The sequence below is a fragment of the Paenibacillus terrisolis genome (genome assembly GCF_056171975.1).
On sequence record NZ_JBKFGG010000006.1, the window covers coordinates 129,975 to 155,634 of the forward strand.

The 25,660-nt window shown below is 52.3% G+C and carries 26 protein-coding genes; 15 read left to right on the top strand and 11 right to left on the bottom strand.

The window, feature by feature from the left end:
• Positions 1-59: 59 nt before the first annotated feature.
• Positions 60-572: a MogA/MoaB family molybdenum cofactor biosynthesis protein gene (locus ACI48K_RS08235; RefSeq protein WP_475027103.1), complete on the bottom strand. Its 513-nt coding sequence runs from the start codon at positions 570-572 to the stop codon at positions 60-62.
• 155 nt (positions 573-727) lie between these two features.
• Between ACI48K_RS08235 and ACI48K_RS08240 the strand changes: the two genes are divergently transcribed.
• The 3 genes from ACI48K_RS08240 (at position 728) to ACI48K_RS08250 (ending at position 5,096) form a co-directional block, all read left to right on the top strand.
• Complete coding sequence (locus ACI48K_RS08240; RefSeq protein WP_475027104.1) at positions 728-2,035, top strand: CobW family GTP-binding protein; 1,308 nt, start codon at positions 728-730, stop codon at positions 2,033-2,035.
• Between the two features lie 715 nt (positions 2,036-2,750).
• Positions 2,751-4,658, top strand: coding sequence for an OPT family oligopeptide transporter (locus ACI48K_RS08245; protein ID WP_475027105.1), 1,908 nt, complete (start codon positions 2,751-2,753; stop codon positions 4,656-4,658).
• A 3-nt stretch (positions 4,659-4,661) separates the two neighbouring features.
• The gene (locus ACI48K_RS08250; RefSeq protein WP_475027106.1) at positions 4,662-5,096 is read left to right on the top strand and encodes a PqqD family protein; all 435 of its coding nucleotides are present in this window, start codon (positions 4,662-4,664) and stop codon (positions 5,094-5,096) included.
• 55 nt (positions 5,097-5,151) lie between these two features.
• Here ACI48K_RS08250 and ACI48K_RS08255 read toward each other — a convergent pair whose 3' ends face one another.
• Positions 5,152-7,224 (bottom strand): ABC transporter ATP-binding protein, encoded by a 2,073-nt coding sequence (locus tag ACI48K_RS08255; protein ID WP_475027107.1) that lies wholly within the window; start codon positions 7,222-7,224, stop codon positions 5,152-5,154.
• 3 nt (positions 7,225-7,227) lie between these two features.
• The gene (locus tag ACI48K_RS08260) at positions 7,228-8,985 is read right to left on the bottom strand and encodes an ABC transporter ATP-binding protein (RefSeq protein ID WP_475027108.1); all 1,758 of its coding nucleotides are present in this window, start codon (positions 8,983-8,985) and stop codon (positions 7,228-7,230) included.
• Positions 8,986-9,521: 536 nt separating this feature from the next.
• Here ACI48K_RS08260 and ACI48K_RS08265 point away from each other — a divergent pair.
• Complete coding sequence (locus ACI48K_RS08265) at positions 9,522-9,821, top strand: HesB/YadR/YfhF family protein (protein ID WP_475027109.1); 300 nt, start codon at positions 9,522-9,524, stop codon at positions 9,819-9,821.
• A gap of 102 nt (positions 9,822-9,923) precedes the next feature.
• Here the strand turns inward: ACI48K_RS08265 and ACI48K_RS08270 are convergent, their stop codons facing one another.
• Complete coding sequence (locus ACI48K_RS08270; protein WP_475027110.1) at positions 9,924-10,427, bottom strand: ADP-heptose synthase; 504 nt, start codon at positions 10,425-10,427, stop codon at positions 9,924-9,926.
• A gap of 142 nt (positions 10,428-10,569) precedes the next feature.
• Here ACI48K_RS08270 and ACI48K_RS08275 point away from each other — a divergent pair, with 142 nt between their 5' ends.
• The gene (locus ACI48K_RS08275; RefSeq protein ID WP_475027111.1) at positions 10,570-10,758 is read left to right on the top strand and encodes a hypothetical protein; all 189 of its coding nucleotides are present in this window, start codon (positions 10,570-10,572) and stop codon (positions 10,756-10,758) included.
• Positions 10,759-11,080: 322 nt separating this feature from the next.
• Here ACI48K_RS08275 and ACI48K_RS08280 read toward each other — a convergent pair whose 3' ends face one another.
• Positions 11,081-11,533, bottom strand: a complete 453-nt coding sequence (locus ACI48K_RS08280; protein WP_475027112.1) for a DUF441 domain-containing protein — start codon at positions 11,531-11,533, stop codon at positions 11,081-11,083.
• A 34-nt stretch (positions 11,534-11,567) separates the two neighbouring features.
• Positions 11,568-12,557: a YpdA family putative bacillithiol disulfide reductase gene (locus tag ACI48K_RS08285; protein WP_475027113.1), complete on the bottom strand. Its 990-nt coding sequence runs from the start codon at positions 12,555-12,557 to the stop codon at positions 11,568-11,570.
• Positions 12,558-12,794: 237 nt separating this feature from the next.
• Here ACI48K_RS08285 and ACI48K_RS08290 point away from each other — a divergent pair, with 237 nt between their 5' ends.
• A complete protein-coding gene (locus tag ACI48K_RS08290; protein WP_475027114.1) occupies positions 12,795-13,280 on the top strand; it encodes a DUF3939 domain-containing protein in 486 nt (161 codons plus the stop codon).
• Positions 13,281-13,412: 132 nt separating this feature from the next.
• Here ACI48K_RS08290 and ACI48K_RS08295 read toward each other — a convergent pair whose 3' ends face one another.
• The gene (locus ACI48K_RS08295) at positions 13,413-13,757 is read right to left on the bottom strand and encodes a hypothetical protein (protein WP_475027115.1); all 345 of its coding nucleotides are present in this window, start codon (positions 13,755-13,757) and stop codon (positions 13,413-13,415) included.
• A gap of 204 nt (positions 13,758-13,961) precedes the next feature.
• On the opposite strand from ACI48K_RS08295, the gene ACI48K_RS08300 reads away from it, so the two are divergent.
• A complete protein-coding gene (locus ACI48K_RS08300) occupies positions 13,962-14,663 on the top strand; it encodes an HAD family hydrolase (protein WP_475027116.1) in 702 nt (233 codons plus the stop codon).
• A gap of 366 nt (positions 14,664-15,029) precedes the next feature.
• Entirely contained in the window at positions 15,030-16,139 is a 1,110-nt protein-coding gene (gene rsgA / locus ACI48K_RS08305; protein WP_475027117.1) for a ribosome small subunit-dependent GTPase A, read from the top strand.
• A 6-nt stretch (positions 16,140-16,145) separates the two neighbouring features.
• Here the strand turns inward: rsgA and ACI48K_RS08310 are convergent, their stop codons facing one another.
• Complete coding sequence (locus tag ACI48K_RS08310; protein WP_475027118.1) at positions 16,146-16,934, bottom strand: alpha/beta hydrolase; 789 nt, start codon at positions 16,932-16,934, stop codon at positions 16,146-16,148.
• Between the two features lie 195 nt (positions 16,935-17,129).
• On the opposite strand from ACI48K_RS08310, the gene ACI48K_RS08315 reads away from it, so the two are divergent.
• Positions 17,130-18,350 (top strand): MFS transporter, encoded by a 1,221-nt coding sequence (locus ACI48K_RS08315; protein ID WP_475027119.1) that lies wholly within the window; start codon positions 17,130-17,132, stop codon positions 18,348-18,350.
• Positions 18,351-18,431: 81 nt separating this feature from the next.
• Here the strand turns inward: ACI48K_RS08315 and ACI48K_RS08320 are convergent, their stop codons facing one another.
• Positions 18,432-18,671, bottom strand: a complete 240-nt coding sequence (locus tag ACI48K_RS08320; protein WP_475027305.1) for a hypothetical protein — start codon at positions 18,669-18,671, stop codon at positions 18,432-18,434.
• Positions 18,672-18,999: 328 nt separating this feature from the next.
• Between ACI48K_RS08320 and ACI48K_RS08325 the strand changes: the two genes are divergently transcribed.
• The 6 genes from ACI48K_RS08325 to ACI48K_RS08350 all read left to right on the top strand — a co-directional run bounded on the left by ACI48K_RS08325 (position 19,000) and on the right by ACI48K_RS08350 (position 23,174).
• Positions 19,000-19,755 carry a hypothetical protein gene (locus ACI48K_RS08325; RefSeq protein WP_475027120.1) on the top strand — a complete coding sequence of 252 codons (756 nt, stop codon included), beginning with the start codon at positions 19,000-19,002 and terminating at the stop codon, positions 19,753-19,755.
• A 140-nt stretch (positions 19,756-19,895) separates the two neighbouring features.
• A complete protein-coding gene (locus ACI48K_RS08330; protein ID WP_475027121.1) occupies positions 19,896-20,282 on the top strand; it encodes a GntR family transcriptional regulator in 387 nt (128 codons plus the stop codon).
• Positions 20,279-21,145, top strand: a complete 867-nt coding sequence (locus tag ACI48K_RS08335; RefSeq protein WP_475027122.1) for an ABC transporter ATP-binding protein — start codon at positions 20,279-20,281, stop codon at positions 21,143-21,145. The genes ACI48K_RS08330 and ACI48K_RS08335 overlap by 4 nt, the downstream gene beginning before the upstream one ends.
• Positions 21,138-21,776 (top strand): ABC-2 transporter permease, encoded by a 639-nt coding sequence (locus tag ACI48K_RS08340; RefSeq protein ID WP_475027123.1) that lies wholly within the window; start codon positions 21,138-21,140, stop codon positions 21,774-21,776. Before ACI48K_RS08335 ends, ACI48K_RS08340 begins: the two co-directional genes overlap by 8 nt.
• Before the next feature lie 104 nt (positions 21,777-21,880).
• Positions 21,881-22,684 carry an SDR family oxidoreductase gene (locus tag ACI48K_RS08345; RefSeq protein WP_475027124.1) on the top strand — a complete coding sequence of 268 codons (804 nt, stop codon included), beginning with the start codon at positions 21,881-21,883 and terminating at the stop codon, positions 22,682-22,684.
• A 124-nt stretch (positions 22,685-22,808) separates the two neighbouring features.
• Positions 22,809-23,174 carry a DnaJ family domain-containing protein gene (locus tag ACI48K_RS08350; protein ID WP_475027125.1) on the top strand — a complete coding sequence of 122 codons (366 nt, stop codon included), beginning with the start codon at positions 22,809-22,811 and terminating at the stop codon, positions 23,172-23,174.
• Positions 23,175-23,213: 39 nt separating this feature from the next.
• Here ACI48K_RS08350 and gluQRS read toward each other — a convergent pair whose 3' ends face one another.
• Together gluQRS and ACI48K_RS08360 are read right to left on the bottom strand one after the other, a co-directional pair.
• Positions 23,214-24,179, bottom strand: a complete 966-nt coding sequence (gluQRS, locus tag ACI48K_RS08355; protein ID WP_475027126.1) for a tRNA glutamyl-Q(34) synthetase GluQRS — start codon at positions 24,177-24,179, stop codon at positions 23,214-23,216.
• An 83-nt stretch (positions 24,180-24,262) separates the two neighbouring features.
• Positions 24,263-25,597 (bottom strand): hemolysin family protein, encoded by a 1,335-nt coding sequence (locus ACI48K_RS08360; RefSeq protein ID WP_475027127.1) that lies wholly within the window; start codon positions 25,595-25,597, stop codon positions 24,263-24,265.
• Positions 25,598-25,660 lie beyond the last annotated feature (63 nt).

The window sequence follows — 25,660 nt, forward strand, 5'->3', positions numbered from 1 at the left end:
TATCCTTGATGCAGTTCATGGATAAGAGGTTGGTTTTTGTTTGTGGAACTTTGTGAAATTTATCGCTTGTAGATTTCGCGCATGACATGCCGCAGCTCGGGAATAATGATCCGCTCCATAGCTAACTTGACGGCCCCTTGCGAGCCGGGCATGGAGAAAATCGCTTTGTTGCTGATGGTGCCCGCAATCGCCCGGCTCAGAATCGCCGCCGAACCGATATCCTCGGTAAAACTGAGATACCGGAAAATTTCGCCGAATCCGGGCATTTCTTTGTTAAGCAGGCTTCGTACGGCTTCGTACGTCGTATCCCTTGGAGCAATACCCGTGCCGCCGCTTAGCAGTACGGCTTCGATGCCGCGATCGGAAGCCGCTTCACGAAGAAGCTGACGAATTCCGTCATAGTCGTCTTTGACAATAGCATAACGCACAACGCTGTAGCCGTTTTGCCGGAGCAGCTCTTGAATCAACTGGCCGCTGGTATCGGTTTCGGCCGTTCTCGTATCGGATACCGTTACTACGAAGCAGGCAACCTGTTTTGGAGCTTCACTGCGATGCTCATCTACGGATCTCATGAATATCGATATCATCCTTTCATGCTGATGTGTCCGTAACTATTTTACCACTTCTCGGAGAAAACGGCTTTTCCGGAAAACGGGTTGCATGTCCAGGCAGCTTAGTGTAAACTTTGCATTCGTTAAGAGAGGTATCGGGAACGGAGGAAACGAACATGGAGACAATGACGCCGGTGTATATTTTATCCGGATTTTTGGGGAGCGGCAAAACAACGCTGCTGCAGCGCATGCTTGGCTATTGGCAGGAGGAGGGGCTCCGTCCTGCGGTGATCATGAACGAGATCGGGGACGTAAATCTCGACGGGATGCTGGTTTCCGGCGAAGTGCCGATGGCCGAAATGATCGGCGGCTGTATTTGCTGCACGATCCGTGGGGATCTTGCTCTGCAGATGTCGGAGCTGATTTCGCAGGAGCGGCCCGATCTGGTCGTGATTGAAGCGACCGGTGCCGGCAATCCGCTGGAAATTTTCGACGCCGTCGCAGAGGTGGCGCTCTACTTGAAGCTCGACATTAAACCGATGATCACGGTCGTGGACTCGGCGCATCTGGCCGATTTGTACACTTCCCAGAAAGGGAAGACTTATCGGCTTATGCTGGAGCAAATCCGCTGCGGCTCGATTTTAATCATGAACAAAATTGATTTGCTGGGAACTGAGCGAGAGCGGGAAATCGCCGAGTTCCTGCGGAGGACCAATCCGTATGCGCGTATAGTTAAGACCGTAAAGTGCGAGGTCGACCTCCCGGACCTGTTGAATGCCCCGGCGGGCCATCTGCAGGCGGCAATCGGTGCAGTGGACGTCGGGCAGAACGGATTTGTACCTGTTTGGCAATTTGGCGAAAATGATGAGCAGCCGCACAATGATCATCGACGTGAAGATGAGTATCGACACGAAGATGAGTATGAACACGATCATGATAAATACGAGCGAGAACATAATCATAAACACGACCGCGATCAAGACGGGGATTACCGCCAAGGTTACACTCACGATGAAAATGACGATTATTTTCACGAGAATGACCACAAACATGAGCATGATCTCGGGCATGAAGACGGCCATCACCATGAACACAATCATGAACACAATCATGAACACAATCATGAACACAATCACGATCACGATCACGATCACTCGCACGAGCACGGACATGCTCATACTCATGCATCGCACGAGCACGTTACGGTGTATACGCATTATTTTAATGGGCCTGTGGACAGTCAGCAGTTCGAGCAATTTATCGCCGATTTGCCGCGGGAAATTTACCGGGGAAAAGGGATTTTGCGCTTTACCGATACAGCCAGCCGATTCTTGTTCCAATACGCCTACCGAGAGCCCGATTATCTCAAAATCGACCCGCAAGGGAACGTGCCGGATGTTGCGGTTTTTATCGGCGAACACTTCGACAAAAACCTTGTCGCCGAACGATTAGCGGAGCTAGAGCGTAACGCAAACGAGAAGTAAGAGCAAGTAAGAGCAAGTAAGAGCAAGTAAGAGCAAGTAAGAGCAAGTAAGAGCAAGTAAGAGCAAGTAAGAGCAAGTAAGAGCGTTAGGAACGGAATAATAGTTGATACTAAAAAAATAGCCATAGCCAGAATAGCAGAAATAGCGGCGATATCAACCTCTTTGGCAATAAAAGCAGGTCACTAACATCAAATGGAATAGCTAGCGTTAGTGGCATGAAATAACGCCCCCAATTACCGTAATTTCACCCGTTTCGGTCGATTTCGATATAATAGGGGAATTTTTTGGCCCTATTTTGGCTGAAAACTGAAAAAAGTCGACTTATTCGGCTCACTCAGGAAAAATAAGGGCATATTTCACCCTTATTTCGCGGCTTAGGGAGAAAAGCAGTAGAATAGGGCCATTTTGTACCGCTATTTACGAAAATAAAGCGGCGCATGGCGGAAAAAGAAGCAGTGCGCGCATGGTATGACTGTTTTAATGAGCCTCGTAGGGGTATTGCATGAGCGAGTTTGCGGCGTTACAAGAAATAACTGCGGGAATTATTCTGGAAGCAGTGGAGGACAACACTTTGAGACTTCCGCTGAAGAACACTCCCCTGCAGTTGCTAATGAAGAGACCGCCCATCCGGCGGCGCTTTTCATAAAATTCGGTTATTGAGCACCCGTTTCGGGTATTCTATAAGTGCTTTTTTCATAATAAGGGAGAGATTATCATGGATGGAAATCAGAAAGGTTCCTCGAAGTTCGTGCCTTATGTCTCGGCTTCGCGTTCGCTGCCTGAGCTGACGGTAGTCGCCGTCGTGCTGGGCGTTATTCTGGCGGTCGTGTTCGCGGCGGCCAACGCTTACTTGGGCCTTAAGATCGGACTTACCGTAAGCGCTTCGATTCCGGCGGCGGTCATTTCGCTGGCGGTGCTTCGCGGCGTTTTCCGGCGCAAGTCGATTCTGGAGAACAATATCGTGCAGACGATGACGACGGCAGGTGAAGCCGTGGCGGCGGGAGCGATTTTTACGCTGCCGGCTTTGTATATGTGGAACTTGAATCCCAGCCAGCAAATGGTGAGCTTTATCGTTCTGGTCGGCGGCTTTCTGGGCGTGGCGATGATGGTGCCGCTGCGGCGGATGCTGATCGTCAATGAACATGAAACGCTGCCGTATCCGGAAGGCACGGCTTGCGCCGAAGTGCTCGTTTCCGGCGAAACGGGCGGAAGAAGCGCCAAAATGGTTTCGCTCGGGTTTGTTGTCGGCGGGGTCGTAAAGGCGCTTGGAGACGGATTCATGTTCTTCAAGACAGAGATCGAAACGAATATTTCCAAATTTAAAAATACCGTTATCGGAATGGACACTTATCCGGCCTTGCTGGGTGTTGGCTATATCATCGGACCGCGTATCGCCGGCCAGATGATGGCGGGCGGGATTTTGGCCTGGCTCGTGTTAATCCCGATGATCAGCTTTTTCGGTTCCGGATCGGTTGGAGCGCTCGCGCCTTCCGCCACACCGATTTCGCAGCTTGACGCCTGGGGAGTTTGGGGCGATTACATACGATATATCGGGGCCGGAGCCGTGGCGGCGGGCGGTTTGATCACGCTCGTCAAAACGCTGCCAATGCTTTACAGCTCGCTGAGCGCGACGCTGAAGTCGCTGTCCAAACGTACGAATACGAAGGTGACGCTCGACCGCACGAACCGCGATATTCCTGCTATGTATGTCTTTTTGCTCATCGCCGTGCTTATTTTCTTGCTCGCTTTTGATCCGATTACCAAAGTGGGCATTATCGGCGCGATCGCCATCGCTTTATTTGGGTTTCTGTTCGTTACCGTGGCTTCGCGGATTGTAGGCCTAGTCGGGAGCTCATCGTCTCCGGTGTCGGGGATGACGATCGCGACTTTGCTTATCGTCACTTTCCTGTACAAGCTGACGGGGATGTCGGGAACGACCGGCATGGTCACCTCGTTAACGGTTGGTGCGATTGTTTGCGTGGCCCTGGCCGTCGCGGGCGATATTTCGCAGGACCTGAAAACCGGTTATCTTGTCGGAGGTACGCCGTGGAAACAGCAAGTGGCCATGATGATCGGAGTTCTGGTTTCGGGCCTCGTAATCGGCTTTATTCTGAACGTGCTGAATACCACGTACGGCCTTGGCTCCGAGCAGCTTCCCGCTCCGAAAGCCGTATTGATGCGTTTGATCGTTGAAGGAATCATGTCGGGCAATCTGCCCTGGGACCTGATTTTTATTGGTGCAGCCGCTGCCGTCGTGTTTGAATTCCTCGGACTCAATTCACTGACGGTAGCCGTCGGCATCTACCTGCCGGTGCATATCAGCACGCCGATTATGGTGGGCGGTCTGGTGCGTTGGGTGGTAGGCTTTTTCTCCCGGAAAAACGAATCCCTGCTTAAAAGCCGGGTGGAAACAGGCACGCTGCTGGCTTCAGGCCTCATCGCCGGAGAATCGCTCATCGGCGTCGTCATCGCTATTCTCATTTGGGCGGGCGTGAAGATCCCTGGCACAGTTGCTGTGACGAGCAACTTGCTGCCGCTCCTGATCTTCCTGGCAGTAACCCTCCTGCTGGCTTACATTTCTTTGCGCAGCAAAAACGGCGCTGCCAAAGAAAGCGGGAAGTAAAGCATGGACACGAAAATCGAAATCAATAAGTTACGTTCCAAGGCCAAGGGCGGGAGGGGAGTCCGGCGAAATCGGAAAAAAAGCTCCGCGAATCCGGCCGAAGCGCTAAACCTGCTGGAGATGATCCCCAAACTTCGCCCGCATTTGGGCACGAAGCAAGCGGAAAACGGAAAAGTAACGGTGCTCATCCCTCGAACGCGCTGGCTTGAGCGGCAGTCGGTTCGCTTTTTGGGACAGCCGGCCGTAATCCAGGTGCATTTGGACGAGCTTGGAAGCGAGGTGGTCGGCCGCTGCGGCGGGACCATGACGGTAGCGGAAATTGCCGAAGCGATTAAGGCCAAATTCGGTGAAGCCGCCGAGCCTCTGCTGCCCCGGCTAAGCAAGTTTATCGAGATTATGGAAGCCAACGATTGGCTGGATTGGGTAAGCTCCAAATAAAATAAAAAACTCCGAAAAGCACGAAGCTTTCGGAGTTTTTTATTTAAAACCGGGCTTAACTTGGATTCGCGACTGGCACCACCGCTTGCGGGCCTGCTCCGGCCGCGGCCGGAAGCTCGCTGGAACCAAGCTGCAGCCGGTACATTTGATAGTACCGTCCGCCGAGCGCAAGCAGTTCGTCATGTGTGCCCCGTTCGACGATTTCGCCGCGATGCAGCACGAGAATCTGATCGGCGCTGCGGATCGTAGAGAGACGATGGGCGATGATGAACGTAGTCCGGCCGCGCTTCAGCACCTCAAGTGCGGATTGGATCAGCGCTTCCGTTTCGGTATCAATGTTGGCCGTAGCTTCGTCAAGAATCAGGATGGCCGGATCAAAAGCAAGCGCGCGCGCAAACGATATTAGCTGACGCTCGCCGGCGGATAACGTACTGCCCTTTTCCACGACCGGTTCATCAAGTCCTTTCGGCAAATGCGCAAGGATCTTGGTAGCCCCAACGTCTTCGAGCGCTTTGGCGATCGTTTCGCGGGAGATTCGTTCGTCTCCCAAGCTGACGTTGGAAGCAATCGTTCCCGTGAATAGGTACGGATCCTGCAACACGATTCCCATATGCTGGCGGATCCACTGCTTCGGCAGTCCTGTGACCGGCTGGCCGTCGATGGTGATCGTTCCTTTTTGCGGATCGTAGAACCGGAACAGGAGATTGATGATCGAGCTTTTGCCGGAGCCGGTGTGCCCGACCAGCGCCACTGTCTGGCCCTGCTTCGCTTCGAACGAAATATTTTTCAGCACATAATCGCGCTTGTAAGCGAAGGAAACGTCCTTGAATTCCACGTTTCCTTTGTAACGCGGTATCGATCCGTCGGTGACCGGTTCTCCCGGTTCGTCCATCAGCGTGAATACCCGGCCGGCGGACACCATCGAGGAATCAAGCGCTGCCAGTTGGTTCACCATACCGGTGATTGGCTGGAACAAACGGCCAAGCACGTCAACGAAGGCATACAACACGCCGAGAGAAATGATACCTGCGCCGTTCAGCTGCGCGGAGCCGAAATACCAGAGCACGACGGCGAAAGAGAAGGAACGAATGACGTTGACCAGGTTATGCGACGTAAAAGCATTCAGATTCAGCATCTTGTTCTGATGCTCCATGTAATCGTCGTTCAGGTTTTCGAACTCCTCTTTGGTTTGCGCCTCGCGGCGGAATATCCGGATGATGGACATCCCTTGGATCGATTCGTTGATGATCGCGTTGATTTCGCTGAGGCGCGACCGGATGATCGTATTATATTTCGTGGCGAATTTCCGGTACAACACGACCCACAGCCAGATGATCGGAATGACGAACAAGCAGATCAATCCCAACCGTACATCGAGTAAGAACAGAGCGGCGTATACTCCAATCATGTTGATGATCCCGGAGAAAAAGTTGGACAACACCGCGATAAACAAGTCTTTGACCGCTTCCGTATCGTTCGTCACCCGGGACACGACCTTCCCGGCCGGAAGGTTATCGAAAAAGTTGACCGGCAGACGCTGAATGTGGGCGTAGACGTCGATGCGCAGCTTTTGAATGACTTTGTTGGCCGAGGACTGCAGCCAGTAGGTTTTTCCGAATTCCATCACGATTGAAACCGCGAGGAAAACTAAGTACCAGCTGACGAGCGAGATGATGCCCGGAACTTCGGGTTTGTAAAAGGCGAACAGCCCGGAAGCGCTAAGCTTGATGGCTGGGTATTCGCTGACGGCGCCGCCTTGGGTTAGCGTCAGGACTCCGCTTTGGAAGCTGCGGTCGCCGGAAACGTCGGCCATCTTGCCTTCCACAAATACGAAGCTGCTGCCTACCTGCAGCACATGGGCTTCGTCGCCCTTGGTCTCGCCTTCCGCAAAGCGGTCCACCCGCTTGAAATGCCTTCCGTCATAGGAAACGGCGTCTTTGCCTGTGTCCGCAGTTTCGTAAAACGGCTTTTCGATTGCCAGCATATGGTCGTCGATCATCGAACGGGCGATGAAGGGACCTGCCAGTTCGGCGGCAACGCCGATCGCCAGCATAACGAGAGCCAGAATGAATGTATTTTTCGCCGTAAGGGCGTATTTGAATAATGATTTACCCGTTTGGGTGTGCATAGCTTAGGACACCTCCCCGTCGGACAGGTTCGATTCCACCTGCTGACGTTCGTATTGTTCGCGGTACCAGCCGCCTTTAGCGAGCAGCGTTTCATGAGCGCCTTGTTCGATGATGCGGCCCTTCTCCAGTACGATGATCCAGTCGGCATGTTCAATGGCGGACAGCCGGTGCGTGGAGATGAGCGTCGTTTTGCCGGAGCGTTTGCTCCGGATATTGTCGATGATGCGGGCTTCGGTCCGCGCATCCACGGCGGAGAGGGCGTCATCGAGGATCAGAATGTCCGGATCCGAAATGAATGCTCTCGCCAGCGACACGCGCTGCTTTTGGCCGCCGGAAAGGGCGACGCCTTTTTCACCGACCAGCGTATCCAGTCCGTCGGACAACGTCCCGAGATCCTGGTCGAAAGCGGCCGTCCGGATCGCTTCCATGATAACTTCATCCGGCGCATCTGTGAGGCCAAACTGAATGTTCTGGCGCACCGTTTTCGAGAACAGGATTTGTTCCTGCGGCACATAACCGGTCCAGCCGTGCAGCTGGTTTAGCGCGATTTGCCCGATCGGCACGCCGGTAATCAGGATCTCGCCGCTGCCGGATGGATATTCGTGGAGCAGCTGTTTTAGGAGCGTCGATTTGCCGCTGCCGGTCCGGCCTACGATGCCAAGCGTTTCGCCTCGCCGAATCGTCAGGTCAACATGCTCCAGATTGTTGACGGTTGAAGCCGGATAACGGAAGGTCACGTCTTTGAACTCGATGGATTCGGGCGTTTCCACGTGAACGGGATCCGGTACATCTTCAACGTCCGGTTTAACATTTAAGGTTTCGTTGACGCGGTCGAGCGAAGCTCCGCCGCGTTGCATAATGTTAATCAGCTCGCCAATCGCAAACATCGGCCAAATCATCATCCCCAGGTACATGTTGAAAGATACGAGATCCCCCAGGGTCAATTCATTGTGAAATACAAGATATATGCCGTATGTGAGGCCGATAGCGTAGCTGAGACCCACGCAAAGCCGGATCGTAGGCTCAAAATAAGCATCCACTTTGGCGACGGCCAGATTTTTCTGATACACATCGTTCGTGATGGTCTCAAAGCGTTTTTCGTCATGACGTTCCTGTACATAGGCGCGGATCACGCGGATCCCGGCCACGGACTCCAGAACCTGGTCGTTCATGTCCCCGAATGCGTCCTGCGCAAGCGTGTAACGCTCGTGAATGATGCGTCCGTAAATTTTCATCGCCAGCGCGATGAAAGGAAGAGGAATGATGGCGGCCAGCGTCAGCTTCCAGCTGATTAACGTACTCATGGCGATGAAGATCACCGACAAATAGGCGGTGGAATCCGTCAGCGTCAGCATACCGAACCCGGCGGTCTGCGCCACGGAGCGCAGGTCGTTGGTCGCACGGGCCATCAGGTCCCCGGTGCGGCTCCGTTCGAAGAACGGCGGCGTCATCCGCAGCAGATGGCTCATGAACCGGGAGCGCAGCAGGCGCTCCACGAGGTTCGATCCGCCGAACAAGGCATGCATCCATATGTACGTGATGAAGTAGATAAAGAGCAGAACGCCGATGATGGACAAAATATATTGGGTTAGCGAATTCCAGGTTACGGTGCCGGTTACAATTTCGTCGATTGCGCTGCCGAGCAGCTTTGGCGGGGCCAATTCCACGATCCCCGCGAGGATGAGCAGGACAAGGCCGATGAGATATCGCCTTTTTTCCCTTTGGAAAAACCAGCCCAAATTTTTAAGAACTGAAAACATATCGTGGTTTCCTCCTTGATCTCTGTCTAGGATTTGCTTTTCATGCTTTTAAATTTCATTTTCTTAGTGTCGTGCCTTCCGAAAAACCTCCACAGGGTCAAAAAACCGCAAAAAAGGCATATCGTCCGTAAACGATATGCCTTAAAGACCATAACATATGTCGCGTACGCTACTTGAAATCAAGTAACCTCCGCGAATGGTATTGCCGTGTTCCGTATCCGGGATACGGGGCGGTTCGTGCTTAAGCTTCAATCAAGCCTGCAGGGGTTACTCCGGTATTCGGTTGTGTGCGGTTCGCGCGTTTCAACGCGACAATTCGATTAAATTTGAACACCGTGATTCACCCTTTCTGAATGGATTTGGTAATTACTTGAAACCAGATCTCGTATGCTGCGATTTTATCATCGTATTTGTAAACGTGTCAAACCTTATTTTTGCAAAAGTCAAAAAACAGGCTGCGTTTTGCAAGAAAATACGGGGTTTGGCAATCTTAGGCGTAATGGACTAAAATAAAAAAGAGAGGAGGGGAAAGATACATGATCAACGTTACCCGTGAAGCTGCCCAGTGGTTTAAGCAAGAGCTTGGAATCGAGAATGGGCAGGCGGTCCGTTTCTTTGCCAGATATAGTTCCGGCGGCAAAATACATCCCGGATTTTCGCTCGGGATCGAGGTCGAAAAGCCGGAGCATCCCGGGCTTTCCTCCGAAGTGGATGGAATCACGTTCTTCATGGAAGATCGGGATTTATGGTATCTCGAAGGCTACAACCTTTTGGTCTCCTACGATTCGAGTATGGGGGATATAGAGTACGATTATGAGGCGGCATCGGCAAAATAAGCGGCTCGCCAGAAATGGAAAACGCGAATTAGCCCGCAATGACGCGAAAAAGGCCCGTCTTAGACGGGCCTTTTTTATATACCGGCAAAGCTTGCCCGGAGGTCAGGTAATGCTGTCCTCCATGGCAAATTCAAAGTCGCCGATATCAAAAACTTGAATCGGGACCTCCGCTTCGATAATCCGCCGAATCAGCTCCAGCTGATCCGTTAGAACAGGCGCGCTCTCCCGCTGCGCGGTGAGAACGATTTCCGTTTCGATCGGGTCCAGAAATTCACCGTACCGCTCGTTATCCACCGCGTTGATGACGGTCCAGGAAATATGCTCGCCAAACAGGATTGAAGGGCTTTTGGACCAGGGAACGGTTAAAGCCCGCTCCAATTTTTTGCGGTTAAGCGGCTCTTCCAGATATGAAATCAATTCCTTGATTTTATTTTTGACGTGCAGATCGTCCGCCGGGTCGTTCATGAGCGGTTCGGGGCTGTTCTGGAATTCATAAAGCTCCATGACGGTGGTGTAAGGTACAATATATTCTACAGGCGCACTGGGCACCAGCAATTCTCCGTATATCGCCACCATCACGGCTTCAATGACAAATCGGCGTGACATGGTTTATCCTCCTAAGACGGCGTGGTTCCTGCTGCTGTCATGTATTGACAAAGTTATATCATTATGGAGTATACCATATTTCGGTTAAAAATTCAGCTTTGGCGCGGAAAAACGGCTTTTGTCATCCGGGGAGGGGAGTGTTTTGGAAGAAAATAACGTGGAAAATGATGGATCGAAACCGCTTCCCAACAAGGTTTTGGAGAGAGTTGCGGAACAAGAGGGAGGGGGATGCAAAGTGCATTCCGTAACCCCTTTGAAAGGCATCAAGGGTAAACCGAAACTTCCGGCGATTTCTCAAATAGCGGTAAAAAATGGCCTTATTTCACTCTGAAACCGCATTTTTCTGAAAATAGCGGTGCAAAATGGTCTTATTTTCGACAAAACGTCCAAAACAGAGCGGAAAAGGAACTCTTCTGAGAAAATAAGGCCATAAAACGGCGCTATTCATTCAGAATGAGGTTACTCCAGTGAAAATAAAGCCCCCAAAAGCCGCTATTTTAAATGTCGGAGGGTGCGGTGTTTGGGGACGTCGTTGACCAGACAGACCATTTGTTCCGATGCCTATCTCGAAGTCAACCCGGTACCCGGCAGTCATTTGGCAGGGTTTTCTGCTCTGTTGTTATGCGTCTAGGACAACCGGTTCTCCCGACGCTTCAAAGCTTGCCGATCAGCAGCGAGAGAATCCCCGCGGCGATCAGAGGGCCGACGGGTACGCCCTTGAAAAAGGCGACGCCAAGCACGGTGCCGATGAGCAGCCCGGCGACAACCGTCGGCTGGTTCCCCATCAGCACCGCACCGCGGCCGCCAAGCCAGGCGACCAGCATGCCGACCCCGATGGCGAGGATCGACTTCCAGTTGAAGAAGGACGCCCATAGCGTCTGAATGGAGATTTTGCCGCTGGCGACAGGCGCCATGACGCCGATGGTCAGAATGATTATGCCCAGCGTCAGACCATATTTCTCCAGCAACGGAAAAGCGTATTGCATATGAAGCACCCGCAGCAGAAGCAGGACGATCATTGCTACGGTAATCGGCATATTGCTGCTGAAAATACCAAGCGCGGCCATCAATAACAACAGTAGTGCGGTAACATCGATCTGGTTCATACTTTCAAAACTCCTTCAGGCCGATCAAGCGGCCTTATTTTGCCGAAGCGCCGGAGAGAATGTGGCTTGCGATCAGCTTGCCGTGACCCCGGCCGGTTTCGATAAATACCTCGTTGGCGTCCCGTCCCGAAGCGATGACTCCGGCCACATACAGACCGGGAACATTGGTCTCCATCGTTTCCGGATTAAAAACCGGCTTCTCCATGTCGCCGGCCATTTCAACGCCGGAGGCCAGCATCAGCTTGCGATCGGGACGAAATCCGGTCAATGCCAACACGAAATCGTTCGGCAGAACTAACGTTTCTCCGTCGCTCAGCGAATCGACCCGGATCTGCGAGGGCTGGATCTCGACGACACGCGAGGTCAACACAAGTCTGATTCTCCCTTTAGCTACGAGACTTTCAAAAACGGGCCGAACCCAAGGCTTAATATTGCCGGATAAATCCTCGCCCCGATACACGACGGTGACTTCCGCATTGACGCGTACCAGCTCCAGCGCGGCGTCAACCGCGGAGTTGCTTCCGCCGATAATCGCGACTTTCATTCCGGTATAAGGATGGGCTTCGCGGAAATAGTGGGTTACTTTGTCCGTATTTTCCCCCGGAATGCCCAAAATATTGGGGTGATCAAAGTATCCGGTGGAAATAACCGCATGACGCGCTTGACGCTCCTTCAATTCACCGCCCCGCATAACGCTGCGAACGACAAAGGAGCCATCCGGCTTACGCTTCACATCCGTGGCTTCTTCATACGCGGAGACAGGAACGGAGTACAATTCGCTCACCTTGCGGTAATAGGCCAGCGCTTCGTGGCGATAGGGTTTATCGTATGGTGTGGAAAAAGGAACTCCGCCAATTTCCAGCATCTCGGGCGTACTGAAAAACTGCATATGGGTAGGGTAGGTGTAAATCGAGTGTACCAGGCAATTTTTCTCCAGTACGAGCACCTTAAGCCCGGCGCGAAGGCATTCGATAGCGGCCGATAGTCCGCAGGGACCCGCTCCGATAATGATGACGTCCAGCATAGAAGTCCTCCTGTAGGCAATTCATCTCGATTATGTCTCAACATAAAAACCATTATCATCCTACAGCAAATGCCGATAATTTGCCAGACTTAGGCAGAAATCGCTTCAGGAATGACCACTTATGGCAATCCTATGACAATTCAGTTTTTAAGGGTTCAAATTCAAGATTTTAGAGTACACTGATATTGAAAGCGCTTGCCTAAAATTTTAAAAAAAGATTTCATGGAGGTGCCGATCATGCTGTCATGGTTTAATAGAAACCGCAAAACGGATCGTGTCGGATCCCCATCTGCCGTTGAAGTTTCTGCCGTTGAAGTTTCGTTGGATGAAGTTAAACGTGCTTTGCTGCAATTTGAAAAGGAAATGCCCGATGGAGTTAATCGGATAGCGCTGATGCAGTCAGACGGAAGCATAGACATGAATCGGTTGTCGCGTTATTTCGGAGGGATTACCGGACAAAAATTCTATGTGTCCCGGGAAACCTTTGAAGTATTTTCCGAGGAGGACCGCGAAATTCCTTACTTCCTTGATAGAGTTCAAGCCGCTGTGGACAATTACGTAGACGAAAAAGGAAAGCTTCCGGTCTTGAAGCATTCCAAGCATTACGAGGTTGATTTCCGGCTGCTGCTGAATGAACACTATCTTAGCGAACTCCCTCCTTTTCCGCTGTATGTCACGGACCAGGAGTTCATGCTGACCCATCGTCCAAAACAGGTGCAATAACTCCACTTTCACCAATAGAATATACCTTCAAATAGGCGCGAACCGGTTGCGGTTTTGCGCCTTTTCTAATCAAAGAAACCGTTCTCCCTGCCGGGAACCCGGTTTCTTTGCCGTATATCTTTTGAATCGGGATTACTTGTTTGCCGCTTCACTTTTGATGTAATCGAGTTGGCTTTGGCCCAAATCGGCTTGATAATTGAAAACGGCTCCGGAATATTTATCGATGCCGACCGAATCCGTCTGTCCGTTGACCAATTGGACCAGTACCTGGATCAAGCTGGAATCATAGCCCATGGTTTCGACATCCTCTATGGCAGCGCCTTTTGTAAGGTCGTTGGCGGAAAGAAAGTCCTTGGCATTTTGCACGGCGCTTTCCATCGAAATGCTGTCAGTCGAAGAGGCGGAAGGGTCAAATTGCGAGCTTTTCGCAAAGTCCAGGATTTCGACAATCGCGCCGGTTTCCGCATTAACAGTCACGGTGAGTAGGGCTTCCCGGGCTTTTTCCACGGAAGCGGGATCTGCCGGATCCATCGGAAAGTTGTAAGTTACAACCCAATAAGGGTTTTTGAATTCCGGCGTATACGCCATTTTATTGTAAAAAAGTTGTAAACGGCGGTTTTTCGGGTTGACAGTTCCGTTTACAATAAAGAGAGACAGATGGGAAAGCGGGGGAGCCGTATTTTGAAGCTTAAGGCGGTACTTTTTGATTTGGATAATACACTGATGGATAGAGATCATACGTTCAAAGGCTTTGCGGAACAATTGGCGAAAGAATGCCTGGTGCCTATGAAGGCTGAAGACAGCGGCAAGATTGTTGCGTACATGATTGAAAGCGATAAGGATGGATACCGGCCGAAGGAAGGCTTTTTTGCGGAATTGATCGAGGCATTGCCTTGGAAGCAGCGGCCGACCATGGATGCGTTAAAAGCTTATTACGACCGGAATTACATGACTCATGCCAAAGCGATGGATTATTCCTTTGAAGCGGTGGAGGCCTGCCGCGTCATGGGACTTCGGCTCGGGATCATCACTAACGGAATCAGCCGTTTGCAGCACGGTAAAATCGATTCTCTGAAGCTCCGCGGGCATTTCGACGAAATCGTCATCTCGGAAGAGGCCGGCATTAAAAAACCGGATCCGCGGATTTATCGATTGGCGTTGGAACGGCTTGGCGCAGGGCCGGATGAAACGGTCATCGTCGGAGATCATCCCTGCAATGATATTTGGGGGGCCGCGCAAGTCGGCATTCATGGAATTTGGCTGCGCCGTAAGCATCCTTGGGATGAGGAACTCGAAGGCGGCAAGCCTTGGCGAACGATTTCGGAGCTGAACGAGGTGGCGGATCTGCTGCCTTTTTTCGAAGAGGTGGAAGTGAAGGCTTGACAAATTCCGCCCTGTTCGCATATGATGTAACCAAAATTTGTTGAAGGAGGCCAGTAATCATGAGTGGAAAACAAACGACGTTTTTTTACACAAATCCATCATATGTTTACGGTCTCTTTGCCGGATCTGAGTTTGTTCGTACCGCCTGACGTTTATTCTTCGGGGGGACGGACAGTTTCAAATGAAATCAATTCCGCCGCGGTACCGTATTCGTCCAGCGGTTTTTTGCTGTCTTTGGGGGGAAATGGCCCGCCTGGAGGACGGCAAAAAGATAGCCGAAGATATCTAACGAGCGCTGGACACGTTGTCCGGCGTTTTTTTGTTTTTTTAATCAATCAGCAGCACTAACCAAGGGAGGATTTTCGATTGAGTTTAAATTTGAATGATCATTTGCAGCAGCTGGGATGGAACAACGGCCGGGAAGCCGATTTGAAGAAGCTGGGCCTGGAACGGGTGTGGCCGGGCAGAATTACCGCCGATCACGGGCAGAAATACCGTATCGTTACGACACGGGGAGAAGGCTGGGCCGAGATGACCGGCCGTTTGCAGTACGATTTGGGCGAGCGGAGCGAATATCCGGCCGTCGGGGACTGGGTAGCGGTGCGTTTTCTGGCGGAAGACGGGCCAGACGGAGTTATTCACGGCGTGCTTCCCCGAAGCAGCCGGATTTCGAGACGCGCGGCGGGATCGGTGCCGATGGAACAAATTGTGGCGGCGAACGTGGATTTGCTGTTTTTGGTCAACGCTTTGAACCACGATTTTAATATCCGGCGTCTGGAGCGTTATTTAATCATGGCTTGGAACAGCGGGGCTTCTCCCGTAATCGTACTCAGCAAGGCGGATATTTGCGAGGATCCGGAGCGGTATTTGATGGAGACCAGCGATGCGGCGCCGGGAGTGCCGGTGATCGTCGTGAGCGCATTGGAGAATCGGGGCAAAGAGGAAATCGACGCCCTGCTGAAGCCCGGCGTGACAATAGCTTTGACGGGTTCTTCCGGCTCCGGGAAATCGACAATCGTCAACTGGATGGCCGGACATGAACTGCAGCGCACGCAGACGATCCGCGAGGATGACAGCCGGGGGCGGCATACGACCACACACCGGGAATTGTTTGTCCTGCCGCAAGGCGCCGTCATGATTGATACGCCCGGGATGCGGGAGCTCCAGCTCTGGGACGATGACGAAGGCGGCTGGTCCGAAGCGTTCGGCGACATCACGGAGCTCGCGCAGAACTGCCGGTTTTCCGATTGCCGCCATGAGCGGGAGGCTGGCTGCGCGGTCAGGGAAGCCATCGCAAGCGGCCAGCTCGACCGCAAAAGGCTGGACAATTACCGCCGTACCGAGCGGGAGCTCAAATACCAGGCCTCCAAGGAGCGATCAAGACAACGCACCGTCAAATCCGCCGCCGTCTCCAAAAGCAGCGCGCCGCGCGGCAAAGGCGAGCAGCGGAGAAGGTATGAGACTGAGTGGGAGTAGGAACGGTTACTTTCTTAGCGGAAGCCACTTCAGGACGTCCTGGATTTTGGTGTCCCAGTAGCCCCATTCATGAGTACCCGGACCCTCGTCATAGGTTAAGCTGACGCCGCTGCGCTCGCAGGCCTTACGGAAGACCTGATTGTCTTCGTACAGGAAATCCTCGGTTCCGCAGCATTGGTACAGATTCGGCGCAGGAGCTCCGCTTTTTCCGACGGTTTCCAGCAGCGTAAGCAGGTCGTTGTCCGTTCCGCCGGGGCCGTTTTCCCCGAAAATTCGCTGGAACAAGGCAATGGCTTCCCGGTCTCCCAGTATATCCTCGTCAGCCCGGCGTCCCATGTTGAGCGCACCCGACAGGCTGGCCGCGGCGCTGAACATTTCCGGCTTGCGGAGAGCCAGCTTGAAGGCGCCGTAGCCGCCCATGGACAATCCGGCGACGAAATTGTCCTCGCGCCGCTCGGAGAGAGGGAAGAAGGAACGGCAAACTTCCGGCAGCTCTTCGCTGATAAACGTCCAATAGCGGTTGCCTTGGACCATATCGGTATAGAAGCTTAGGTCCGCTTGGGGCATAACGACAGCCAGCCCCATCCCGGAAACATAGCGCTCGATCGAGGTGCGCCGCAGCCAAATCGTATTGTCGTCCGACATGCCGTGCAGCAGATAGAGAGTAGGGTACGGTCCTTTTTGAAGGCTTCCGGCCATCCCGATCTGCGAACGGGCGGGTTCGGGCAAAATGACGGTCATGGATGTGCTGAGTCCAAGCACCTCTGAAAAGAAATGACATTGGATAAGTGCCATAAAAAACAACTCCTTTGTATTTAAATGGGTGTGGAACGGTTATGTAAGTTAAGAAGATCCTTGAATATTATAACCTAATTGCGGTGAACAGTGGCGTTCCTAAATATTTCAAATCCTTTTTTGCGGGAAAGTGCTACAATAAAAGAATGGGTTTGAAATTCCAGGGCACAAAAGAGACAACATGGGGGTGTAAATATGGAATTCCCCTGGAAAAGAAATCTGTATGTGCTGTGGATCGGGGTGTTTTTCTGCAGTACGGCCTATTCGATGGTCATTCCGTTCATGTCCTTGTTCATCGGGCAGGATCTTGGCGTAAAGAGCCATTTGACCATTTGGTCCGGAGTCGCTTTCGGCATCACATTTTTGTCGGGAGCGCTGATCGCTCCTTATTGGGGATCGCTATCGGACAAATATGGACGTAAGCCGATGCTGCTTCGGTCGGCTTTTTCGCTGTGCGTGGTTTATTTTCTGAACTCCTTCGTTCAGGATCCGTACCAGCTGATCGCGGTTCGTATTTTGACGGGACTTCTGGCCGGTTATGTTCCATCCGCGATCGCGCTGGTAGCGACAAATACACCGGAGAAAAACGTCGGCTTCTCGCTTGGAATCATGTCGACGGCGGGGGCGGCCGGCAGCATTATCGGGCCGATGGTCGGCGGCTCGCTGAGCAAGTTTATCGGGTACCGGGAATCGTTCATGGCCGCGGGAACGGTTGTGCTGCTGTCCGCCGTGATTGCCTGGATCTTTGTCAAGGAAGAGAATTTTGACCGGAACAAGGAACGTTCCCATGTCCTCGACGATCTGAAGCAGGCTTCAGCCAACGGTCCGCTCATGAGCCAGCTCGTCACCGTGCTTATCGTGACGGCGTCCGTCATGGTGCTTGAACCTCTGCTGTCTTTGTACGTGCTGGATCTTGGGGCTTCGGCCGACAATGCTTCGTTCAGTTCGGGAATCATTTTCTCGGCCGTCGGGATCAGTACTGTCATTGCGGCGCCGATATGGGGGAAAATCGGGGAAAAGATCGGGTATCGCAACACGCTGATGATTGGACTTATCGGCGGAGGGATCGGAAATGTTTTGCAGATCTTTTTCCACAGTTTGTTCGGCTTTGGGACCTTGCGTTTCGTGTACGGCTTTTTCTTTGCCGCCGTCTTTCCGGCGCTTAACGCGTTGATCGTCAAGGCGACCGACCCGGGATTCCGGGGAAGAGCGTTCAGCTTGAATCAGTCCGCCGGCCAGCTCGGCAATATGGTCGGGCCGATTACCGGCGGCGTGCTTGGCGGCTGGGTATCGATTCCTTATGTTTTCCTGATGAACGGGGCGCTGCTATCCATCACGGCGGCGACGCTTTGGTTCAAGTCGGGGATCGCCGGCAGTCGATCGGCGCAAAGGAAGGAATCCAAAACGGGCGTATAACTAAAATGCGCTAAAAAAGAGGCTCGGAAGGCGGCAGTAATCACTGCCGCCCTCTGAGCCCTTTTGTTGTGCCATATAAGATTAATAGAGTGAAAGTGCCAGAGAGTCGAACTCACTTTTGCTGTGAAGAATCGCTTCGGACCCGTCAATCTCAATGCTGATTAGCGAATTTAAACATTTTTTCAAGGCTTGCTTGCCATTATAGAATTTGTATTCAAGCGCACTGGTCAACAGTTTCAAGGTGCGCTGAATAGGCTGCTTGCTGTCGGTGCTAAAGTAAACAGGCACAAGGTTGTTTTGAAAATTAATCAGGATCTTCATCATAATCACCCCTATACAGTGGTCTCATAGTATACATATTAAAGTAGAAATCTTAAAAAAAGATTAAGAAAAGATTATAAATGCATAAATGTTTGATTACAGGTATTTTTCAAAGAACGGCAAAGTTTGCTGGCCTATTTATCAGTAATACGAAATGCCGATTAAAAAAGTTTCATAGAGTTTTGAAGAGTTTTGGAAAATGAGCTTCAGAACCTATTTTCGTGGGTATAATGTAATAGATTACCATAAATTGCCGCGCAAGAAGACAAGGATAAATGTTATGATGGGGTGAAAATCCGATGAACTTGGAACTTGCGGAGGTGGGTAAATGTCTTATACGGACGCCTCTCATCGGGAGGATATAACACTGGATTCAAAAGATTTGATCCAATTGGCCGGATATCTTGGAATTGAAGAGGCCGAAGCGATGGATAGCCTTAAATCGGGTTTTTCGCTAGGAAGTCAAGGGGACGAGAAAAGCGTTCTTCTGGGCGCACTGATGCGGTTTACCCCCGTTTCGCCTGCGGGCAAAACCTGCTGGCTCAGGTACCGCACAGAAACGGAAAACGTTGAAGAATATTGGCATCTGACGGGAGAACAGCTAATCATGCTGGAACGAGCCCGGGAGGAAGTTTTCCTGCATCATGAATACAAGTCTGAAGAGCTAGGGCCGATATGCGAGGCGGCAACTTCCAGAATGATGTGGAATACGAGCACGCCTAGCGAGCTTCCGGCACTGATGATGTCGAGGCGGCAATTTGAAGAAATCGTCCGGAAATCGAGTGACTGGAGCCTGGATGAGACCATCGTCGAGCTCTCTAAAATCACGGATGATATCGAGGGCGGGATCGCATTGGCCAAATGCTTGAAAACCCGTATTGCGTATGGGGATATCCGTTTTTATGCTTGGAACGGAACAGATTGGGACAGGCAAAAAGCCCAGTTTGTCATCAACGGCCATATGAATTGGCTCCTGCGCTTCAGTACCCGGGATGACGAAGACTGGATGATCGCCACTCCAATGCCGAAAGAAAAATTTGAAGGAATCCTGTTTGGCTGGTTTTTTGAGCAGCCCGATATATAGAGCGCGTATAGACAGCCGTCCGAGAAATTCGGACGGTTTTTCTTTGCCGAAAAAAGAGGACTTGAATATTCAAGTTTTGGTGTGTATATTGTATATATACATTAACATCAAAGAGTACATCGTTGAAAAGAAGGTGAACCATGAATATATTGCTTTCCCATTCCTCGGGGGAACCGATTTATTTACAGATCGTTAGGCAGATCCGGGGCGGTATTTTGCAAGGTGATTTGCTTCCGGGCACGGCGCTGCCTTCGATCCGCCAGCTTGCCAAGGATTTGCAAATCAGCGTCATCACCACCAAGCGCGCCTATAACGAGCTGGAACAGGAAGGGCTTATCGACTCGGTGGTGGGCAAGGGTTCCTTTGTTTCCGGAGGAAACAAGGAATTTATCCGGGAGCAGCGGCTTCGGATGCTGGAGGGCAAAATCCGGGAGCTGCTGGAGGATAGCCAAAGCATTCCCGTAAGCACGGAGGAATTACTGGAGTGGATCAAGCTGATCGATAGCGAAGGAGGACTAAAGCAATGAATGCGATTGAAGTCAAAGGTTTATCTAAAACATACGGGAACTATTCCATGTCGGACGTTACCTTTCAGGTTCCCAAAGGGTATATGACCGGATTGATCGGTCCCAACGGCGCCGGCAAAAGCACGATCATCAAAGCGATCATGAGCATGGTGGTGCCGGACTACGGAAGCATTAACGTATTGGGGCAGAAGGCGGGAGTCGTCAACGGAGCATATAAACAAGACGTTGGATACATCTCCGACGAGAATATTTTCTACGAATACTTGTCTATGGAGCAGATGAAACGGATCATTGCCCCTTTTTATTCCCGATGGGACGAAATCGCCTTTAATCAGTACATGGATCTATTCGAGCTTCCGAAACGCAAAAAAATCAGGGACTGCTCCAAAGGAATGAAAATGAAGTATTCGATCGCCTTGGCGATGGCGCATCATCCTTCTCTGTTGATCATGGATGAACCGACGTCCGGTCTAGATCCGGTTTTCCGCCGCGAGCTGCTTGATATGCTCGGCGAGTATATTTTAAACGAAGAAAATACGATCCTGTTCTCCTCCCACTTGACGACTGATCTTGACCGGGTAGCGGATTACATCGCTTTTTTGAACCGGGGGCGCCTCGTGTTTAATGACAGCAAGGACGAAATCCTCGACCGTTATTTGCTGGTTAAAGGCGGAACGGAGCTGCTGGACACCGATATCCGCCGTGAGCTGATCGGGATTAGAGAAACCGGAGTCGGGTTTGAAGGGTTGACCAACGACCGTAAAATGGCTCTTTCGTTGTTTGGGGACAAGGCTTTGTACGAGAAGCCTTCGCTGGAAGACATTATGTACTATACGGTCAAAGGGGGAAAACAAATTGCGTAATGTAGCTTATTTGGTTCGCAAGGATTTTTTGCTGATGTACCGGTATTTGTGGTTTATCGTCATCTATGCCTTTGTCTTCTCGGGTTTTGTCCAAACATCGACCAACACGGCATTATACGGCATGATTCCTTCGTTGATGTTAATCTTTGTGTTTAATGTCGACATGCGGCTTCCCAATCAGCAGTTTCTGGTTACGCTGCCTGTCCGCCGCAGCTTTCTGGTATTTTCCAAGTATGCTTCGGCGATTATGGTGATCCTGCTTGCATTTCTGTTCTGCATGCTGATGGATGCCGGGGTGAATTTGGCGGATGGCGCACCGGTCCAGTGGAATTGGCCGGCGATCTTGACGATGCTGCTGGGGGTAGCATTATTCATGTTTATTTATGTGCCGTTTTATTTCTTGCTGGGTCATAAAGGCGCCCAATATCTCAATATCCTAATGATGGTTATGATTATGATTGTGAACGGCATTGTAGCCGATATCATCCAAAATGATACGGCCGTCTGGTTTCTAGGGCAGGTCGATACGCATCAAATAGCCTCGGGGATTTTGGGCGTTGGTCTGTTTTTGCTTGCCGGAATCAGTTCGTATGTGATCTCGATTTCGATTTTTAACAGACGCGATTTATAAGTTCGCGCGGAGCCCGTGACTAAACCGCCCCCCTTTTGGGGTACTCTTGAGAAAGACAGGCAGGCTCAACCATATGTCTTAATTCAAAAAGAGGAGCGTGGGAGATGATGCCCATTAATCGTACCGTTCGATTCGAGGGGAAAACGGCGGTTGTGACCGGGGCGGGCTCCGGCATCGGCAAAGCGGCGGCGGTCAAGCTGGCCAGCGAAGGGGCCAAGGTGGCTCTTTTTGATTTATTGGATGAACGAACGCAAAACGCCGAGCGGGAGATCAATGAAGCTTATCCTGGCGCGGCGCGTTCTTTTGACGTGGATATTTCCGACCCGGACCGGGTGGAGCAAGCCGTGCGGGAAGCCGCGGACCATTTCGGCGGCATCGATATCGTATTTGCGAACGCCGGCATCAACGGAAAATTGGCGCCGGTGGATAAAATGAGCTTTGAAGACTGGCAAAAAACGTTGGGCATTAATTTGAACGGGACGTTCCTCACCGTTAAGCATACGGTTCCTTACCTTAAACAGCGGGGCGGAGGCAGCATCATTATTACCAGTTCCATTAACGGAAATGATCGTTTTTCGGGTTTCGGCATGTCAGCCTACAGTACGACTAAGGCGGGACAAGCAGCTTTTGCCAAAATGACCGCTCTGGAGCTGGCCAAATACAAAATTCGCGTCAACGCGATTTGTCCCGGAGCGATTGACACCAATATCGAGGCCTCTACCGAAGTGAGCGAGGAGCTTAAGGAAATCGTTATACCGGTGGAATATCCGGAAGGCGACAAACCGCTGGCGCACGCCCCGGGACAACCCGAGGACGTAGCCGAACTTGTCGCGTTCCTCGCCTCAGAGGAGTCGAAGCACATCACCGGCGCGCGAATCGTTATCGATGGGGCGGAATCACTGCTGTAGGGCAGCAAATGAAGATCATTAAGCCGGCAAAACACGCTCTTATTTGAAAGGGCGTGTTTTGTGCCGTCAGCCGCCGATCGTGATAAAATGGAAGGAGAGTTTACTGACAAAAGGAGGGACCGGCATGTTGTCCTGGTTAGCCGAGCAGAAAATTGCCGAGGCCATGTCGCGCGGGGAGTTTGATGATCTGCCCGGAAAGGGGCGTCCGATTCAGGTCGAGGATCTATCGGGTGTGCCCGAGGAACTGCGCATGGCATATAAGGTCATGAAAAATGCGGGGTACGTTCCCGAGGAAATCAGCCTACGCGGCGAATGCTTGCGGTTAAGCGATCTGATCGCCGCTTGCGAGAGTGAGCCGGAGAAGCAGCAACTGCGGAGACGTCTGACCGAACAGCAGCTGCGTCTGAATATGTTGGCGGATCAGCGCGGTCTTGGCGGGAGCGCGGCGTTCCGGCAATATGAGGACGCCATCCGTCGCAAGCTCTTATGAATATAACTTGAAAGCGCAAAAGCTGCTTCATTCCTGCTTTTACAGGGAAGGAAGCAGCTTTTTGACCATTTCGGCGGTCAATATAAACGGTTCTTTCGAGATGCGAGGCAGCGAGAAGCCTTCAATCAGGTCCTGGGCGCGCAGTGCTTCGGGCCGATCGGTCAGGCCGCTGATATGGGCCAGCCAGCCGATGACGGTTTCCGGCTTCGTTCCGGCGGCGCGCAGCGCGGAGATGCCCGGATCGCCGTGCCGTTTGGCGAGCCGCCGCCCATCTTCGCCGAGCAGCAGCGGGGCATGGGCGAACGAGGGCGGCGTTTGTCCCAGCGCGGCGTACAGGTGGAGCTGACGCGGCGTGGAGTCGAGCAGATCGTCGCCGCGCAGCACGTCGGTGATGCCCATGGCGGCATCGTCGGCCGTAACGGCGAGCTGGTACGAGAACAGCCCGTCCGCCCGGCGAACGACGAAGTCCCCTCCTGCACCCGGCGGGAAATGCTGCGATCCGGCAATGCCGTCGGCAAAGGAAACGGGCTCTTCGCCAATCGCAAAACGAAGCGAAGGCGATTTGACCGCGGCTTTGGCTTGCCGCTCGGATTCGCTCAAATGCCGACAGGTGCCGGCGTAAGGCGCCCCCTCCGACGAAAGGCCGTGCGGGGCTCCGGCCACCGCAAGCAGCTCGGCGCGGCTGCAAAAGCAAGGGTAGAGCCTGCCGCTCTCCCACAGCTTGTCAAGCGCCTTCTCGTAAAGCTCAATACGGGAACTCTGCCAGTACGGCCCGCAGTCTCCGCCGACTTCCGGTCCCTCGTCCCAATCAAGTCCAAGCCAGTGCAGGTCCTCCATCATTCTCTTCGCGACGTCCGTCCGGGATCGCTGGACATCGATATCCTCGATTCGCAGCACAAAAACCCCGGAGACTGCGCGAATCTGCAGCCAGGACAGCAGGGCGATTTTGGCGTTGCCCAAATGCATGTCGCCCGAAGGAGTCGGCGCAAAACGTCCGCGTCTCACAAGCATCCCTTCCCCTCGAAGATTTAGCGGAGCTTCATTCCAATTCATCCGCCCTGATGAAGCTCAGAACGCGGACAAGTATATCAAACGGAATCGTTTCGTTCAAGCGCATCCGTCTCGTTTTTCTTTTCGATCTCGACTTTGCGGATCCGGCTATCCTCCCTTTCCAGTACCGTAAAAGCATAGTCTCCGTATTCAAGGCGTTTGCCTTCTTCAATATCCATGTCCCGGCCGTACACCCAGCCGCCGATCGTGTCCGTTTCTTCGTCTTGCAACTCGGTCAGAAGGAGATCGTTAATCTGGGAAATCGATACTTTGCCGTCCACAATGAGATGATTCTCCGCGATTTCCGTAATTTCCTGCTCCTCCTCCAGATCGAACTCATCCCGGATGTCGCCGACGATTTCTTCCAAAATGTCCTCGATGGTCACCATCCCGGAGGTTCCTCCGTATTCATCGATCAGGATGGCGATGTGCGAACGCTCCATTTGCATTTTGGCGAGCAGATCGGGGAGCGGAAGGCTCTCGGAAACGGTCATCACCGGTCTGACCAGCGCCGACAAAGGGACGTCCGCCTGCTCCTCGGAGAGAAGGAACAGCGCCTTCGTATTGATCATGCCTATAATATCGTCCTTGTTGTCGCGTATGACCGGGAACCTCGTGTACTGTTCGCTCCTGATAATCTGCAAATTTTCTTCTTTGGTGTTATGAACACTTAGGCACACCATATCGGTCCGCGGCACCATAATGTCTTTGGACAGCATCTCGTCAAAGGCAAAAATTCGATTGACGAAGCTGTATTCGCTGTTGTTGATATGGCCGCTCTCCAGGCTTTCGCTGAGCAGTTCCTGAATTTCCTCCTTGCTGTGGGCTTCGTCCCATTCCGAGGGGGGGGCCATGCCAAGCATCGTCACAATCCCCTTCGAGGAGCGGTTAAGCAGCCAGACGAGAGGATACAGGATCGAACTGAACCATAGCAGCGGGCGGGAAGCCGCCAAAGCAAACGCCTCGCCCCGTCGGGCGGCCAGCATGCGGGGAACCAGCTCGCCCAGCACGACGTGGAGATAAGTGATCAGCAGAAAAGCGATCAGGAACGACAAAAAGGAGATGACCGTCCCCGAGATCTGCCATAAAGCAAACCACGGCGAGAAGATGCTGCGGACCGTAGGCTGGCCGAGCCAGCCAAGCGTCAGGGAGGTCATCGTGATCCCGAGTTGGCAGGAGGAAACTACCCAATCCGTTCGGTCCATCAATTTTTTTAACGCAGCCGCGTTTTTGCGCCCTTCGCGAATCAGAGCATCCACCCGGCTGTGGCGCAAGCCGCGAATCGAGAACTCCGTAATGACGAACAAAGCGGTGACCGCCACCAGGACGACGACCATCAGCAGCTTAAAAAGCGCGGTTCCGTCGATATTCATCGTTTGGTTGCTCCTTTGACTGGGGAATGGACTCGAAAGTGTGGTAAAATCTCAACAAGAATC